Origin of the sequence: Shivajiella indica, assembly GCF_042683085.1 — a bacterium.
Taxonomy (GTDB): Bacteria; Bacteroidota; Bacteroidia; order Cytophagales; family Cyclobacteriaceae; genus Shivajiella; species Shivajiella indica.
In genome coordinates this window covers 223,653-240,909 of the sequence record NZ_JBHUIV010000020.1, presented here as the reverse complement: position 1 = coordinate 240,909, position 17,257 = coordinate 223,653, and the positions used below count along the sequence as shown (strand labels likewise).

Below are 17,257 nucleotides of genomic sequence, written 5' to 3'. Positions count from 1 at the left end.
ATTTTTAGGATTGCAGCACTTATTTGTTTAATCTTTGAAGAAGCCTACTCTTACTTTCTTTCCCTCAAGATTTAAATCTTACTCCCCCCGATTACAAATAAAAAAACCGGGGAAATTTCTAAAAAAAATGACTTGGACTCTATATATGAAACCGCTAAATCAGTTAATATCCACATTCCTCATTTAGTTAGCAGGCTTCTTCTATTTTAAGTTTATTTCAAATATATTCACCAAAGGAAACAACATTCCTTAGTGAATTCATATTTCTTAGACCCACTTATTTCAAAATATAGAAGAACATAATGGAACAAAACAGAAAGAAAAGAGTGGTAATAACAGGCGGGGCAAGTGGTATTGGACTGGCTATTACCAAATTGTTTGCAGAGAAGGGGCATGAGGTCTTTTTTCTTGATTTCAACCTTGAGGCTGGACAGCAGGTTTCTTCTGAACTCAAGAGAAATGGACAAAATGTGCGTTTTATCCAAGCTGATGTTTCCAGTTTTTCAAGCGTAAAAGAGGCCTTTAATCAAATCCCGGATACAATTGATGTATTGGTAAATAATGCAGGGATATCCCATATCGGAAACTTGGAGAATACTACTGAGGAAGACTTTGACCGTCTTTTCCAAGTGAATGTAAAAGGGATCTTTACCTGCTCCCAAGAAGCCATATCCAAGCTAAAGTCCAACGGTGGTGGATGTATTATAAATATGTGTTCGGTGGCAGCAATTATAGGCTTACCTGACCGTTTTGCCTATTCCATGACCAAAGGTGCAGTTCTTTCCATGACCGTTTCTATTGCCAGGGATTATGTGGCAGACCAAATCCGTTGCAACTGTATTTCTCCGGGCAGGGTCCATACCCCTTTTGTAGATGGATTTCTAGCCAAAAATTATCCTGGAAAAGAAAAGGAAATGTTTGAAAAACTCGCTGCAACCCAACCCATTGGAAGGATGGGAAAACCGGAAGAAATTGCCGGATTGGTTTACTATCTGGCCTCCGATGAAGCTACATTTATTACTGGAAGTAATTTTCCGATTGACGGAGGATTTTTAGGGCTTAAGGCCTAGGAATAAACTATTAGGATTATGAATTACTAATTACTAATTAAAAATTACCAATTTCCAATAATCCTGAAATAAGAAATGGAGTTTGGTTTTTCCGAATAAAATGTTGGTGTTAATATTTTACAGAATTCAAAGGATAAAAAAATATCAGAGATTTAAATCATAAAAACGATAATCATGAAGCTACTTAGATTTGGAGAAAAAGGAAATGAAAAGCCCGGAATAGAATCAGACGGAAAATGGTTGGACTGTTCAACTTTTGGAGAGGATTGGTCAGAAGAGTTCTTGGAAAACAATGGACTTGAGAGGCTAAAAACATGGCTTAAATCCAATTCATCAAAACTACAGGAAATCAGTAAAAATACCCGACTTGCCGCTCCAATCAAGAGACCTTCAAAAATTATCTGTGTTGGTTTGAACTATTCACTCCATGCCAAAGAAAGCGGTATGCCTTTACCAGAAACCCCCATCTTATTTATGAAGGCAACTACTTCCCTTTGCGGTCCAAATGATCCCATTCTCATCCCAAAAAATTCTACCAAAACCGACTGGGAAGTGGAACTGGCGGTGGTCATAGGAAAAAAAGCTCTCTACATCGAAAAAGAAAATGCCATGGATTATGTAGCCGGATATTGTCTTCATAATGACGTCAGTGAAAGAGATTTCCAGTTGCATCATGGAGGGCAATGGGTAAAAGGTAAAAGTGCGGACCATTTCGCCCCTCTTGGCCCCTATCTGGTAACAAAAGAGGAAATCAAAGATCCCCATAATTTGAGGCTTTGGCTAAAAGTCAATGGTCAAATGATGCAGGACAGCAATACATCTGACCTCGTTTTTGATATCCCTACTTTGGTTTCTTATATCAGTCAATATATGACCTTACTCCCGGGAGATATCATATCTACAGGGACTCCTTCAGGCGTTGGACTTGGTCTAAAACCTCCCCGATACTTAGTTCATGGAGATGAGGTGGAATTGGGGATAGAAGGGCTAGGAGAAGCCAAACAAATTGCAATCGATTTTAATAAAAGTTAATTCCACGAAAATCCTCAAAGTAAGGCACCCAAAATAAAACCTGAATGACCTTAGATTCCCACCAACACTTTTGGAATTTTGATCCGGTAAGAGATTCCTGGATAGACCACACGATGAAGTCTATTCAAAGAAATTTTTTACCAATTGATCTAAAACCCGAATTAGAAAAAAAGGGTATTTCAGGATGTATTGCGGTTCAGGCTGATGAATCCATCAATGAAACCCAATTCCTTTTAAGTTTAGCAAATGAAAACCCATGGATTAAGGGAGTTGTTGGGTGGGTAGACTTGCATTCCCCGTATTTGGAACATCAATTGGAGAAACTGAAACAGGAAAAGAAATTGGTCGGATTCAGGAAAATCCTACAAAGTTTGCCTCCAACTGCGATGGAAGATAGTGCATTTCTCAATGGTATTGGATTGTTATCCAAATATGGATTTACCTATGACATTCTGATTTATCCAAAACATTTAGAAGCCGCATTTCTTTTTGCGAAGAAATTCCCTGACCAAAAATTCGTGGTGGATCATTTGGCCAAACCGGATATTAAATCTGGGGAATATGAATTTTGGTCCAAAGGAATCCAAAAATTATCCGATTTACCCAATGTTTGGTGTAAGGTCTCCGGGATGGTTACAGAAGCAGACTGGAATAATTGGAAATCCCATGATTTCACTCCCTACCTTGAACATGCTGACCATTGTTTTGGAACAGAACGGTTGATGTATGGAAGCGATTGGCCTGTTTGTTTGCTTGCCGGAACCTATTCCCAGGTATTTGATCTTGCTTTTGAACATTACCAATCCTTTTCATTGCATGAAAAAGAAAGGATTTTTGGAAAAAACGCTCAAAAATTTTACGGGCTCCAACAATAAACACTCATTCTAAAATTCTGAAAAGATGCATTTAAATATAGATAACAAAGTATTTCTGATATCGGGAGGTGCCAAAGGAATTGGTGAGGCCATCAGCAGGACTATTGCTGAGGAAAATGGCATAGCAGTGATCATTGACCCATCTCAAGAAGCTGGAAATAGATTAATTCAGGAATTAACCTCCAAAAACTTACATGCTTTTCACATCCCACTTAGATTGATTGAACCACAGCAGGCACAAGAGGCTGTGGATATTACTATCCGGGAATTTGGTAGAATTGATGGCGTGGTCAATAATGCCGGTGCTAATGATGGCATCGGATTGGAGCACGGTTCCCCCATGTCATTTCGAAAATCTGTGGAACAGAATCTTGGACATTATTATGATCTGGTTCACTATGCCCTGCCCCATCTCAAAAAATCCAAAGGAAGTATTGTAAATATCAGTAGTAAAACAGCTATCACAGGACAGGGAAATACCAGCGGGTATACAGCTGCCAAAGGTGCCCAATTGTCATTAACGAGGGAATGGGCAGTCGAATTATTACCCTATGGAATTAGAGTCAACGCGGTCATTCCTGCTGAAGTAATGACCCCACTTTATCAAAGGTGGCTGGATACTTTTGCTGATCCTGAAGCAAAATTAAACCTGATCCAAAGCAGAATACCCTTGGACAGAAGAATGACCACATCTCAGGAAATTGCCAATATGGTCGTTTTCCTGCTTTCCGACCGATCATCCCATACCACAGGGCAACACCTTTTTGTGGATGGAGGATACACGCATCTTGACAGAGCAATTGGTAGAGAGTAGGGTATTTCTAATCAAACAAAAATTCAATATTTGAATATTCATTCCATGGAAAAAAAGGCACTGATACCCAAAAAACTATTCATTCCCTTTGTATTGATCACTTCCCTTTTTGCCCTTTGGGGATTTGCAAATGATATTACCAACCCAATGGTAGCTGCATTTAAACGGGTATTGGAATTGAATAATGTCCAGGCTTCTTTGGTTCAAATGGCTTTTTATGGAGGTTACTTCACCATGGCACTTCCTGCCGCAATTTTTATAAAAAAATACAGTTATAAAGTAGGCGTATTGATTGGTCTAGGGCTTTATGCTTTTGGCGCAATACTTTTTTACCCGGCAGCTGCTTGGGAAAGTTACTTTTTCTTTTTGGTTGCATTGTATATCCTTACTTTTGGACTTGCTTTCCTTGAAACCACCGCCAACCCATACATTCTTTCCATGGGGCCTGTTGAGACTGCTACCAGAAGGTTAAATTTTGCTCAGGCTTTCAATCCTATGGGAGCATTGGCAGGACTTTTTGTTGCCAAAGAATTTATATTAAACTCCCTACAATCCAATGAAACTGATAGCGAAGGAAATATCATTTTCAATACTTTGAATGAATCGGCCAAAGCTGTCATCAGGACCAATGACCTGATGGTTATCCGAAATCCATATGTAATGTTGGGTTTAGTGGTAATTGCTTTGGCAGTGATCATCAGTATTGCCAAAATGCCGGAAAATAAATCCGGTATCAAAACACTGGATTTTTGGCCTTCACTCCAAAGATTGGGTAAAAACCTGGACTTTGTAGAAGGTGTAATTGCCCAGATGTTTTATGTGGGTGCACAAATCATGGTTTGGACTTATATTTATCAGTATGCTGAAGTTTTGGGAATAGACAATGCTTCTGCTGTGAATTATGCCTATACAGCCCTTATACTGTTTTTAGTCGGACGATGGATTTGCACTTATTTTCTACGATATTTTGAATCATCCAAATTACTTTTTTTCTTTTCTCTTTTGGCCTGCTTATTCACTTTGGGAGCGATTTTTATTCCAGGTATATTTGGGCTTTACAGCCTGGTTGGTATTTCATTTGCCATGTCACTCATGTTTCCGACGATTTATGGTATAGCATTGGAGGGACTGGGAGAAGACGCAAAGTACGGAGCTGCATTTTTGGTAATGGCTATTGTGGGTGGGGCTATCATGCCCACTCTTCAGGGAATATTGTTGGATATTGGTGGACCAGGTTATGATGACACTTTGATCCTAGGAGTTCCTGAAGTTAATTTTTCTTTTGTACTTCCTTTGTTTTGTTTTTTAGTGGTCGGTGTATTTTCATGGAGAAGATTCAAAAACTAAATTGAAAAATTAACTAAAAAAATGTCATAGTATAAAAATTATTTTGTCGTTTCTACGGCGATATCCCTAAGTAATCTTCCTAAAATATCTGAACCACTGATGATTTTTTTATGATGCACCGTCCAAAGCAAAACCATATCTTCATCAATCACATCGTCTTCCGGGCCTCCGGGTTTGACTTTCCATTTTTCCAAAACTTTTCCCAATGGAAAATTTGGGTCAGTAACAATCAAAGGATGGTGGCAGAACTTTAGTGGATCTACTTTCACTTTAGTAAAAAGATGTTCACAGATAAAATCAAGTGCATCAATCACTAATTTTGGGGATTTTGTGGATTCATCCAAAACAATGATCCATTTTTTACCCGACTTAGCCAATTCTTTTAAAAATGGATCTTTTGAACTTTTTTGAATCATCGGAAAGACTGGATTCCTATCCTTAAAAGGTAACTCAATGATACTTTCGTTATCTATTTCTTCACCCTCCTCTTCGACAGGAATATCATCCATTTTGAGAAAATTGACAGCCCCGACAGCTTCAATTCTATCCAATTCAGTTTTGGCCGTTCTAGCCTGATACTTTAAAAGGTTAATCATTTCTTGTTCTGTAATCCATGGAACGACTTCATTGCCAACCATCTTATCCAAAATAATCCCGACTGGTTTTGCAACAGGCCAAAAAATGACCTTATAAAGGTTCAACATGGGGGCCAAAAAAGAACCAAATTTTAATGCATTTCTCGTAAAAATAGCTTGGGGAAAAATCTCTCCGAACAAGGTAAGGACAATTGTAGAGAAAAGAAATGATGCCAATCCGAACATGATTGATTCTGAAAGTAAGGTCAGTAACACATTGACACTTACATTCGCCCAAAGTATGGTAGCCAAGGTAAAATTTGAATCCCTTCTCAATTCCAAAATCCGGGAGGCAAGTTTATCTCCTGAATCAGCTGCCACTTCAAGCCTTAGCCTGCTCAGGCTATACAATGATATATTTAAGCCAGATAATAAGCCTGCTTGCGAAATACAGATTACAATTGCTATCCAAGTCCAGAAGGTATCCATAGGAATTATAACTAATATTGAAGATTAAAGGGGTAATACTACCCTTCATTTGCCAAATAAAAAGTTAAAACAAATATCCTGTAAAGCAAAAACACTTTGAGAATAAGGAGACCTTAAACGCCATATGCCGAATCCAGCATCTCAAGTAACTTCCTTCTGTCCATTGGGGCTGGATTTGGGTATTTCATCCCCATCAAATAATCAACTGCTTTGGATAAATCCTTCCTTTCCATTCCCAATTCCTTAAGATTAAATCCTACATGGAGGTTTTCCTGGAGTTCCCTTAACATTTTAAATGGTAATTCCGAATTGAAAATGCTAGAATATTCATTTTTCAATTCATCTTTTAAAAAATCCCATTGGTAGGCCAAGACGTAAGGCAAAAGTAAGGTATGAACCCGCGCATGGTCTAAATTGAAATTTCCTCCCAATACATGAGCCGCTTTATGATGCAATCCCATACTGACTTCGCATAAAACCTTTCCCCCCAAATATGCCCCAAACAATAGCTTTTCGTTGATAGTAACATCCATTTTTCCAGTCTCTGATAGTTTTGTCAAACCATCGGTCAAGGTTTGTATTCCCATGACAGATAGCTGATGGACAATCGGATTGGATTCCTGAGCATAGAGAGCTTCCACCAAATGTGCCATGGCATTGAAGGCAGAGGGTATGGAAAGATCCAAAGGCATGGATAAAGAAAGGAAGGGATCGTAAAATACCTTTTTGGGGTGAACCCTATCATCCCGCCTAACTTCTTTCACACCATCTTTTGAAATTCCATAAATATTCGTCATCTCAGAACCGGAATAAGTTGTCGGCACTGCCCATAATTCAGCATCTGAAGTCAAAGCCAATCCCTTACCCAAACCAATGGAAGATCCTCCACCAATGCACAATAAAATATCAACAGATTTCCCTTTGAGAAACTCAAAGGCTTCATCAATTAATGACTGGGGAACGTGTTGCGTGATTCTATTAAAATGGAACACCTCTCCCACCCCAGATAAGTCAGTTATTGATTCAACTAAAAAATTATTTCTAGAACTAGCCAAAACCGCAATATTGACCACTTTTTCAGGCAGTTCTTCTTGAATAGCCTCTAAAATTCTTTTTCCAAAAATTACTTTTACCGCATGAGTTCTGTAGGTGAATTGCTCCATAATTTCAAAAGAATTTTAATAACATTTTGTAAAATTAAATTGTAAACAAAATAATAAAATAGATTTCCAAAAAGAATTTATAACTTTTTGACGAATTAGGGTCAAGAAAACCATTCAGAGTTTGGAAAAGTATTGGCAATTTTAATATGTTTAACTGGCAGGACAAATCAGCATTTTTCGATCACCACAGCATAACCCTGACCTACACCTACACAAAGAGTTGCAATGGCAAATTGCTTGTCTTTCACCTGAAGTTCCTCTACTGCTGTCTGTATAATCCTTGCTCCCGACATGCCAAGTGGGTGACCTAAAGCAATGGCTCCTCCATTTGGATTGATCCTTGGATCATCATCATCTAAACCCCAAGACCGGATACAGGCCAAACTCTGGGCAGCAAAAGCCTCATTTAATTCAATTACATCCATATCTGCCCAAAGTAACTTTGCTTTTTTCAAGGCCTTATTTGCTGCTTCAACAGGGCCAATCCCCATGATTTTAGGTTCGACTCCTACTACCTGAGAACTTAAAATCTTTGCTTTTGGCTTAAATCCGAAATATTTAACTGCTTCTTCGGAAGCAAGTAAGAGCGCTGCTGCCCCATCATTTAATCCAGAAGAATTTCCAGCAGTTACAGTACCCCCTTTTTTAAAAGCAGGTTTCAGTTGGGCTAACTTTTCAAGGCTGGTATCCTCTCGGATAAATTCATCCTCTGAGAAAATCAGGGCATCCCCTCTTTTGGTCGGAATGCTGACCGGTACTATCTCTTTGGCAAATCTTCCATTGGATCTGGCTTCAGCTGCTTTCATTTGACTACGGAAGGCAAATAAATCTTGATCCTCACGGGAAATACCGTACATCTCAACTAAATTTTCTGCTGTCAACCCCATAGGATCAACACCGAATTCAGACTCCATTTTAGGATTGATAAATCTCCATCCAAAACTTGAGTCAAAAAGTTGGGCATCATTTCCGTATGCTGTACTTGCTTTGGAAAGTACATAGGGGCCCCTGGTCATGTGTTCTACTCCCCCTGCGATGAAAAGGTCTCCATCACCGGATAAAATCGCTCTTTTGGCATTCACAATAGCAGAAAGCCCCGATGCACAGAGACGGTTTACAGTTTCTCCCGGAACACTAACTGGCATTCCGGCCAATAAGGAGGCCATCCTTGCCACATTCCTATTATCCTCCCCTGCCTGGTTATGACAACCTAATATAACATCATCAATAGAATCCATTGGAAGGTCTGGAAATTTTTCCATCAAGGAACGAATTACGAAAGCTGCCAAATCATCTGCACGAATATCGGATAACCCCCCTTTAAACTTTCCAATTGGGGTTCTAACGCCATCAATGATGTATGCTGTTTTCATAGGGTGGATTGACTGTGGGAATTTGATGTTCTTTCTTGAAGGTCTCTTAAAACCTCCAGATAATTTTTAGAAGGTTCATGAGTGGTTTTCAGATTCTCTGAAATTCTAAGTTCCCATCCCGTATTGTTTTTTACTTCTTCCAGGCTAATACCGGGGTGTATATGCGTCAACAGGAACTCTTTTGTTTCTGGATCAGGTTCCAAGATACCCAAATCTGTAATAATACATGTTGGCCCTTCACCTGTAATACCTAAATCTTTTCTTTCATTTCCTCCGCCCAGAAAACCGGCAGATGTGATAAAATCAACCTTATCCACAAATGACCTTTTACTTTGCTTCATAATCACAAAAGTTCTTTTCGCATTTGAGGCAATTTCCGGTGCACCGCCTGCCCCGGGAAGCCTAACTTTTGGATTTCTATAAGGACCAATTACCGTAGAGTTAATATTTCCAAATTTGTCAATTTGCGCACCGCCCAAGAAACCTACATCTACCTTTCCTCCCTGCAACCAATAGTTGAATATTTCAGGAACTGAAACAACGGTGCTGGCAGTTTCTGCTAAAATATCATCACCTATTGAAAGGGGTAAAATATGCGGTTTGGTATCAATAGTTCCCGATTCATATATCAGGACAATTTCAGGGGCATGGGTCAACCTTGCCAGATTGCAGGCCGTACTGGGAAGACCTATTCCTACAAAACAAACTTCACCATTTTGCAGCATTTTTGATGCAGTGATGATCATCATTTCCTCTTTGGTATATTCCATATTTGACTTATCGGCAAATTAACTTATCTGTATTCCTGATGAATGTTGGGGGCTTTACGATGAAAACTTTGATTTAATTGAATTTATAAAACATTATCTTTCATCCATAGAGAAAACCTATCAAAATCTTTGGAAATATCCTCCCAGGATTTGTAGAATCCGTTATCTCTTTTGTAATAACCCATGGCATAAGAAGGATGGGCACCTTTTTGAACCGCCGAAATCCCTGTAACCAGCCAATGGGGGATGACAATTCCTTGTTGCTTATCATCCAGTTCTTCTACAATTTCCTCCACAGTGACCAATACCTTTTTTGAAGCATACACCACCTCTTTTTGAACTCCTGTAATCCCCCAAATTTTGATGTTGCCCTTTTTATCCGCCTGTTGGGCATGTATAATTCCTACATCGGGATTGATGGCTTTGATTGCAGCCAATCTTTCTCCTGTAAAAGGGCAGTTTATCCACTTGATGTAATCCGGGTTTTCTTTGGCCAAATCAGTTCCGGTGTACCCCCTAAGAATACCAAAAGGCAATCCTGAAGCTCCGGCTTGGTAAGCACATGCCATAGCCGCATGGCTATGCTCTTCGATTTGCAATGGATTTGGAAATCCTTTTTCTACTGCCTCCCTCAGTCTATAAAGTGAACCCACACCCGGATTTCCTCCCCAAGAAAATATCAACTTTTTCACTAGACCCATTCCGATAATCTGATCATAAATCAGATCGGGTGTCATTCGTATCAGGGTAAGTTCTTTTTTGTTTTGGCGGATAATTTCATGTCCAGCACTGAAAGGAATCAAATGGGTAAAACCTTCCATGGCTATGGTGTCCCCATCTTGAACATAATGCTGGATTAAAGATTGAAGGGAAACAATTTTTTCTTTCATATGATGCTCATCCAAATGAAAAATGCCAACTTCCTAAAGTAAGGGTTGGCTTTTCCGTTTTAAAATCAAAATAAATTACTTATTTAAGTATTTAGGTAATTTAATCTCCTCAAGGGGTTTTACAATTTCACTCCTCCTATGTTCAAACATTGGAGGCAGTAACAATTGATGACCGAGTAGGTCGGCTGGTTCATCGATTGCAAAACCAATATCAGAAGTTGCATATTCGAATAATACCCCGGAAGGAGTTCTATTATAAATAGAATGGAAATAATTTCTGTCTTTTAGCTCTGTTACATCTGTATACCCAAATCCCTCAATGTAAGCCTTTAATTCCAAGTTATGTTCATCTTTGGCTGTGGCAAAGGCAATATGGTGGGGAATACCCACTCCAAAAGTCCAAGAACCCTGTTCCATATCGGGTACATGATGGAGTTCAATAGTTTTCATGGCCCCACCTTCTTTAATATGGTATCTATGGAAATCACCATCTTGCCCCACTTTCTTAAAATTAAGCATTTTGGTCATGTAGGCATCCATTTCAATGATATCTCTCGTTCTAATGGTGGCTCCAAAAATTCCCCTGATCCCATTTTCCTTTGAAATTTCATCAGTTTGCCAGGCATTTCTTTGATCCTGATCCTCTCCTACCACTGCCATGCCAATACCGCTTCTATCTTCAAAAGTGATCATTTTTTGACCAAATCTTTCAATGATTCCCGAATTTTCGACACCGTGCTTTTTCAAGTGATTCACCCAAAAATTAAGGGAATCTGAATTGACTGAGAAAGAGGAAGTCTCTATCTGACCTGAACCTTTTCTTCCGTAGACACCTGCTTTTTTAAATGGAAAAGTAGTCCAAACAGAACCTACCTCGGCATCTGCATTGGCATAATAAAGGTGATAGATGCTGGCAGATCCATCAAATAGAACAGTTTGCTTGATCATTCTCATACCAAGGACTTGAGTAACAAAATCAATATCTTCTTGGGCTGAGCCAACACTCACCGTGAGGTGGTGAATACCATTAATGTATTCAGCTGGATTATTCATGGGTTTATGGGTTTAGTTAAGTTTCAATGAAAAATTAACTGAACCAACTTACCGATGTTTAATAATTACAATCAAATTAAACCCTAATGAATGTTTTATTAAATTACTTTAAGGTTTGCCGGCTAATTTTCTCCTGATCATACTTAAAAATTCAGGTGTGATACCCAGATAAGAGGCTATGTATTTTTGGGGAATTAACAATTCAAGTTTGGGGTAATTTTTAACAAATGTCAGGTATTTATCTTCGGCACTGAATGAAATATTACGAATGATACGTTTCTGATGGCTAACCAAAGAATTTTGGAAAATAACTCTAAAATACTTTTCAAAAGCAGGTTGGTTTTTACACAGATTCTCAAAATCCTCTTTGTCCAACATCCATACTTCTGTATGTGTCATGGCTTTAATAGTATAAATGGAGGGTTCTCCATGCATAAATCCATTGAGATCACCCGTCCACCATTTATCCAAACCAAATTGGATCACATGGTTAAAATTCTTTTCATCTGTAAAATACGTCATCAAACATCCTTTCCGTATAAAAATAAAAGGAGAAAGCATCTGACCTGTTTCCACCAACACCTCATTTTTTTTGAAATTGGCATGTTTGGCGACATCATAAAAAGCCTGGATTTCCTCTTTGGAAAAAGGAACATATTTTCTCAGGTTTTCAACAATATCAGGATGAGTCATAGGGACAATTTAAAAGAAAATAAAAGAATTTTCCAAAAATAAACCTTGGTTAAAAACATGTATTAGTCCCTATACTTCAACAAATTTCCACTTCCCTCTTCTAAACACCCATGTACTTACCATAGCATGAAGAGAGTGACTGATAGCAATGGCAGCAAATACCCCTGTTGCTCCCCAGCCAAGGTTTTTGGCCAGAAAATAGGCCAATGGAATCTGGAATAACCAAAGTACAGCAAGATTAATTAATGTAGGAGTCTTGGTGTCTCCTGCTCCATTGAGCGATTGACTCATTACCATACCATAAGCAAAAAATACATATCCCAGGCAAATAATGGTCAACCCCAATCTTCCCACCTCTATAACTCCCTGATCCTGATTAAATATCCCGATAAAAAATTCTGCTCCTGCAATAAAAACAAGGGAACAAAATCCAAGGAAAATAGCAGTGAGGTGAGCAGCAAGCCAAGCAGATTTTTCTGCTCTGCCAGGTTGTAAGGCTCCCAAATTTTGACCCACCAATGTAGCCGCTGCATTGGATAGTCCAAATGCCGGCAACAGAGCAAATATAATCAATCTGACTGCCACTGTATACCCAGCCAAAGCAACGGATCCTGAATCTGAAATTATCCGCATCAGAAAAATCCATGAAGCGGATTCAATCAAAAACTGGCCCATCCCCCCAGAAGCAACTTTGAGGATTGTCCAAATGGTCTGCCATTTCATTTTTAAACTTTCCCAATAAAACTTGATGATGGACTTTCCATTGAACAAAATGTAAAACTGATAGATCACTCCTATACTTCTTCCGGTGGTGGTGGCCCAGGCTGCACCTTCCAATCCCATAGCAGGAACAGGACCCAAACCAAAAATCAGCAAAGGATCAAGGACTATATTGAAACCATTAGCTATCCATAAAGCCCGCATGGCGACTGCTGCATTGCCTGCCCCTCTGAAAATTCCATTAATGAGGAAGAGCAGCATAACAAAAACATTTCCACCAAAAATGACTTGAGTATACCGGTATCCTGATGCTATCAATTCCTGCTCACCTCCCATTATAGCAAGCATTTCTTTAGCAAAATAATATCCCAAAATAGCCATTGCTAATGCAAAGAAGGTACAGACTACAATAGCCTGAAATGCAGCTGCTGATGCTTCCTTAGGTTTCTTTTCCCCTATCCTTCTGGCCACTATAGCCGTTGCAGCCATACTTAAACCAATGGCAATGGAATATATGATTGTCAAAACAGATTCAGTCAGACCTACAGTAGCCACTGCAAAGACTCCCAGTTTCCCTACGAAAAAAATATCTACCACCGCAAAAAGTGATTCCATGACCATTTCCAGAATCATAGGTACTGAAAGGTAAAATATCGCCCTTTTTATACTGATCTGAGTAAAATCTTCCTCCAGACCTTTTAAGGCTTTTTTAAAATGTTGTATGAATGAATTGAATGTCATATGAGAAGGATTGCTCCACAAAATGGAGAATTGTAAAATAACTGATTCCAAATGGAATACAGAAACCTGAACAAATAAAAATTAAACCTTCATAATGACACAAAGATCAGCCTAATTCAAACAAATTGCAACACATAAATATGTGGTTTATCTATCCGAATAATTAAATGAGAATCCTATTCCAAAATGGACCCTCATGTTTTTATCAGCGCTGTTTCGTCCTACTCCCAATATAATTGGTCCTAAAATTGATTTATAAGTTATATCAATCCCATATCCAACAATACCGTTATCACTGAAAAACTCATCCAGAAGTTCATTACCCATATTTTTCAATGGAATATGATCACTTACCCCCAATGCGTTGATTCCAGTTCTTATATAGATATTTTGTAGCGGTATGAATTGAAAATCTACCCCAAATTTTGCAAAATTTGGCTTGAAATACTCCCTGTAATTTAGCCCCCAAACTTTGGTATCATTTATCCTGACCCTTTGGATACCACCCAGAACAAAATTATCGAAAATCGGTCCTTCAACCTCATTAGATAATGTCAAACCTCCTGCAAAATTTGGCATTACCTGAAATTTATTGCTGAGAGGAAAAAACTTCTTTATTTTAAAAAATGCTGAAAAGTAAGCATTAGGCGTAAGGATATCAATAAGCCCTGGAAGATCCTCCTTAGGTATTCCAAAAGGTTCATCACCCCCCTCCAAAAACAAGGTGTCTATTCCATCCTTTAATTTCAGGTCATAATTATTACCGAATATGTACCTAAAATCCACAATAGATTCGGTTCCTTTGGTAGGATAATTCCTGTCATTTAAGGTATTTCGTGAATAAGCTGTCCTCAATCCAAAGAAATTTGTGAAAGCATTCTCAATCCCTTCAGGAAATTCAATATTAAACCTGGAATTGACTTTATTGAATTCATAAAATGTGCCTAAAATATAAGTCTCCTTTAAAGATTGGGTTGACAAAATATTCGCAGCAACCCTGCGCTCTACAGTCCTTTGCAGATCTATTTGTTCACCCTTGTCATAAACGGGGATTTCCTGATTGATATAATCCCCTCTAAAATTTAACGCATATCTTTTTTGCCCACCTATATATTTATAATAATCGAACCTAAACTTCGGGTTTTGGGATATATCCCCCACCAACACTGTTCTGGAAGATTTACCAATCACATCCCTCATGGTCAAATTCAGCAAAATGCCGGCAGAAAAACGATTATCATAATGCACTGAAGCAAACAACAGGCTTTTTGGCTTTTCTTTAACTCTAATCTGAAGCTTAAAGGCTTGTCCCTCAATAGGTGAAATTGAATAATCGACTTTATGGAATCCATTGATACCAAAAACCCTTGAAATTCCGTCCCTAACCTGATTTCTTGAAACCACATCTCCGGATTGGATATCTAGTTTGGATTGGATCAATCTATCAGTAAAGAGTACGTTCCCTGTTATTTCTATCTCTTTAACCAAAATGGGTTCCACATCAAGCCCAATTCCTTCCGTCTGCCTATTCATCCCAATTCTCTCAGCCAATGCTTTAAACTCCTCATAGTGCTGTTGTCCCGCCAAATCACCCAAATAAAGAATCTCAGCATAATTACTGAAACTACCTGTAGAATTGCCCTTTAGATCAGGTTTGATATAGATGTCGGTATTAGCTATATTTTCCTTCAATTTGCTGTAAGATTTGGACATGGCAATCTGCATCAAAATTGCTGAAAATGAGCCCAGTTCTTTAGGGTCCACAAAATCTTCATCACTCACATTCACCCCAATGACAATATCCGCTCCCATTTCCCGGACTACATCAACCGGAAAATTATTTACTACCCCACCATCAACCACCAAAGTACTGTCCATATCAAAGGGAGTAAAAAATGTGGGAATTGCAATACTAGAACGAAGGGCATCATGAAGGTAGCCACTTTTAATGACGATTCCTTCCCCATTTCTCACATCTGTTGTGATACACCTAAAGGGAATTGGGAGCTTATCAAAATCATGAATTTCATTTGCGGGCCAGGTATAATAATGTAAAGTTTCAGAAAGCTTCTGGCCTTCAATTAACCCTGAAGGGAAAGTGATTTTTTTGTCAATAACTGGCAGCTCAATTAAATACCGGTTATAATATTCTTTCTCCTCAAATGAGACATCATTAAAGCCAACACGGTTGGAAACTATCAATTCCCAATCTGAACTTCTGACTATGGCTTCAAGTTCATCTGCACTGTACCCAATAGCATATAACCCCCCGATAACCGATCCCATACTTGTTCCAACAATATAGTCTGGCCTGATACCGGCCTTCTCCATATACCTTAAAATGCCCACATGCGCCATTCCCTTAGCGCCCCCTCCACTCAAAACCAATCCAATCTTTGGTTTATCTTTATTTGATATATTTTGCCCAAAAACAGGCGACAGCATCCAAAAAGACAAAATAAAAAAAATGAATAATAATCTGTTCTTTTCAAATTTCATTGAGTTTAAGATTTAAATAAAACACAAATCTTTATCTAATTTCCAAATAAAGCAATAGCAGAATTAACTGAAGATTAAATTTGATTATTTTAGGGGAATTCAATGAAAAAATTGATTTAAGACATCATAATTGCCCTAAGAAAATGAACCAAAACAACTATCATGAAAGGAGGCTATTAAAAATATCAGTTTATGGGGCCTTGTTTTTTGCCTTAATGGCCATCATTTGGGGAGTTTTTGAAAATTCTAAAATCATACTTTTTGATGGAATTTATTCTTTGATCAGTGTCGGCCTATCTATCATTTCATTAATCACCGCTTCATTTATGAAAGAGCAGGATTTTGAACGCTTCCCTTACGGAAAAGAAATGATTGAGCCCATCATAATTCTTGGTAAGTTTTTAGTGATTACGATACTTTGCCTTTTTTCTTTTTTTTCAGGGTTTTCTACCATTCTTTCAGGTGGTCAGGACGTTAACGCAACCTCGGGGGTACTTTATTCCCTGATAGCAACTGTCGGATGTTTTGTGGTCTATTACTTTCTCAAAAGAAAACATAATAACAATCATTCAGGTTTGGTGGAAGCAGAATCCCAACAATGGTTGATGGATACTTATCTGAGTTTGGCCGTTTTGGCAGGATTCCTTTTTTCATTTGCATTGGGGTATACAAAATTTGAATTTTTACAACCCTATACAGATCCTTTAATGGTTGTAATAGTGTCAGGATACTTTCTCAAAGTACCTATAACCAATATGGGGAGACAAATCCGGGAAGTTTTGGACATGAAGGCAGAAAACAAATATTTCGAATTATGCCAGGAAATAGTGGATGATATTGAAGATAAATACCATTTTCACGAATCCTTTCTACGGGTTTCCAAATCCGGCCAAAAATTATTTATTGAAATAGATTTTGTGGTTTCCCCAGATGCCTGGCAGCCTACTCTTAGTGAACAGGACCAAATTCGTGAAGAAATTGTCACAAAGATGCAACCCATTTCACTTAAAAAATGGCTAAATGTGGCATTTACCAATGATAGAAAGTGGGCAGTTTGAAATTATTTAATAAAAAATTATGCATATTAGGAATTGATGAAATTCAGCAAATTCTGAAAAAGTACATCTGGTAATTTTCCTCTACCTTAAAAACT

General features: G+C 38.3%; 15 protein-coding genes. 6 read left to right on the top strand and 9 right to left on the bottom strand.

Annotation, left to right across the window (positions count from 1 at the left end):
- Positions 1 to 302: 302 nt before the first annotated feature.
- The 5 genes from ACFSKV_RS15155 (at position 303) to fucP (ending at position 5,138) form a co-directional block, all read left to right on the top strand.
- The gene (locus ACFSKV_RS15155; protein WP_380804543.1) at positions 303 to 1,070 is read left to right on the top strand and encodes an SDR family NAD(P)-dependent oxidoreductase; all 768 of its coding nucleotides are present in this window, start codon (positions 303 to 305) and stop codon (positions 1,068 to 1,070) included.
- Positions 1,071 to 1,244: 174 nt separating this feature from the next.
- The gene (locus ACFSKV_RS15150; RefSeq protein ID WP_380804541.1) at positions 1,245 to 2,102 is read left to right on the top strand and encodes a fumarylacetoacetate hydrolase family protein; all 858 of its coding nucleotides are present in this window, start codon (positions 1,245 to 1,247) and stop codon (positions 2,100 to 2,102) included.
- A gap of 44 nt (positions 2,103 to 2,146) precedes the next feature.
- The gene (locus ACFSKV_RS15145) at positions 2,147 to 2,977 is read left to right on the top strand and encodes an amidohydrolase family protein (RefSeq protein WP_380804538.1); all 831 of its coding nucleotides are present in this window, start codon (positions 2,147 to 2,149) and stop codon (positions 2,975 to 2,977) included.
- Positions 2,978 to 3,002: 25 nt separating this feature from the next.
- Positions 3,003 to 3,791 carry an L-fucose dehydrogenase gene (locus ACFSKV_RS15140; RefSeq protein WP_380804536.1) on the top strand — a complete coding sequence of 263 codons (789 nt, stop codon included), beginning with the start codon at positions 3,003 to 3,005 and terminating at the stop codon, positions 3,789 to 3,791.
- Positions 3,792 to 3,836: 45 nt separating this feature from the next.
- A complete protein-coding gene (gene fucP, locus ACFSKV_RS15135) occupies positions 3,837 to 5,138 on the top strand; it encodes an L-fucose:H+ symporter permease (protein ID WP_380804534.1) in 1,302 nt (433 codons plus the stop codon).
- A 38-nt stretch (positions 5,139 to 5,176) separates the two neighbouring features.
- On the opposite strand, the gene ACFSKV_RS15130 is transcribed toward fucP, so the two are convergent.
- The 9 genes from ACFSKV_RS15130 to ACFSKV_RS15090 all read right to left on the bottom strand — a co-directional run bounded on the left by ACFSKV_RS15130 (position 5,177) and on the right by ACFSKV_RS15090 (position 16,104).
- Positions 5,177 to 6,202: a DUF21 domain-containing protein gene (locus tag ACFSKV_RS15130; protein WP_380804531.1), complete on the bottom strand. Its 1,026-nt coding sequence runs from the start codon at positions 6,200 to 6,202 to the stop codon at positions 5,177 to 5,179.
- A gap of 113 nt (positions 6,203 to 6,315) precedes the next feature.
- Positions 6,316 to 7,365: an iron-containing alcohol dehydrogenase gene (locus tag ACFSKV_RS15125; protein ID WP_380804529.1), complete on the bottom strand. Its 1,050-nt coding sequence runs from the start codon at positions 7,363 to 7,365 to the stop codon at positions 6,316 to 6,318.
- 167 nt (positions 7,366 to 7,532) lie between these two features.
- A complete protein-coding gene (gene pcaF / locus ACFSKV_RS15120; RefSeq protein WP_380804526.1) occupies positions 7,533 to 8,738 on the bottom strand; it encodes a 3-oxoadipyl-CoA thiolase in 1,206 nt (401 codons plus the stop codon).
- Positions 8,735 to 9,508, bottom strand: coding sequence for a CoA-transferase subunit beta (locus ACFSKV_RS15115; RefSeq protein ID WP_380804524.1), 774 nt, complete (start codon positions 9,506 to 9,508; stop codon positions 8,735 to 8,737). The genes pcaF and ACFSKV_RS15115 overlap by 4 nt, the downstream gene beginning before the upstream one ends.
- 83 nt (positions 9,509 to 9,591) lie before the next feature.
- Positions 9,592 to 10,398, bottom strand: coding sequence for a CoA transferase subunit A (locus ACFSKV_RS15110; RefSeq protein ID WP_380804521.1), 807 nt, complete (start codon positions 10,396 to 10,398; stop codon positions 9,592 to 9,594).
- A 75-nt stretch (positions 10,399 to 10,473) separates the two neighbouring features.
- Complete coding sequence (locus tag ACFSKV_RS15105) at positions 10,474 to 11,451, bottom strand: VOC family protein (RefSeq protein WP_380804519.1); 978 nt, start codon at positions 11,449 to 11,451, stop codon at positions 10,474 to 10,476.
- Positions 11,452 to 11,559: 108 nt separating this feature from the next.
- Positions 11,560 to 12,144, bottom strand: coding sequence for a Crp/Fnr family transcriptional regulator (locus tag ACFSKV_RS15100; RefSeq protein ID WP_380804517.1), 585 nt, complete (start codon positions 12,142 to 12,144; stop codon positions 11,560 to 11,562).
- Between the two features lie 69 nt (positions 12,145 to 12,213).
- Positions 12,214 to 13,605, bottom strand: coding sequence for an MATE family efflux transporter (locus ACFSKV_RS15095; protein ID WP_380804514.1), 1,392 nt, complete (start codon positions 13,603 to 13,605; stop codon positions 12,214 to 12,216).
- Positions 13,606 to 13,752: 147 nt separating this feature from the next.
- Positions 13,753 to 16,104, bottom strand: coding sequence for a patatin-like phospholipase family protein (locus tag ACFSKV_RS15090; protein ID WP_380804512.1), 2,352 nt, complete (start codon positions 16,102 to 16,104; stop codon positions 13,753 to 13,755).
- A 143-nt stretch (positions 16,105 to 16,247) separates the two neighbouring features.
- Here ACFSKV_RS15090 and ACFSKV_RS15085 point away from each other — a divergent pair, with 143 nt between their 5' ends.
- Positions 16,248 to 17,162 carry a cation diffusion facilitator family transporter gene (locus tag ACFSKV_RS15085; RefSeq protein ID WP_380804509.1) on the top strand — a complete coding sequence of 305 codons (915 nt, stop codon included), beginning with the start codon at positions 16,248 to 16,250 and terminating at the stop codon, positions 17,160 to 17,162.
- Positions 17,163 to 17,257: the final 95 nt, after the last annotated feature.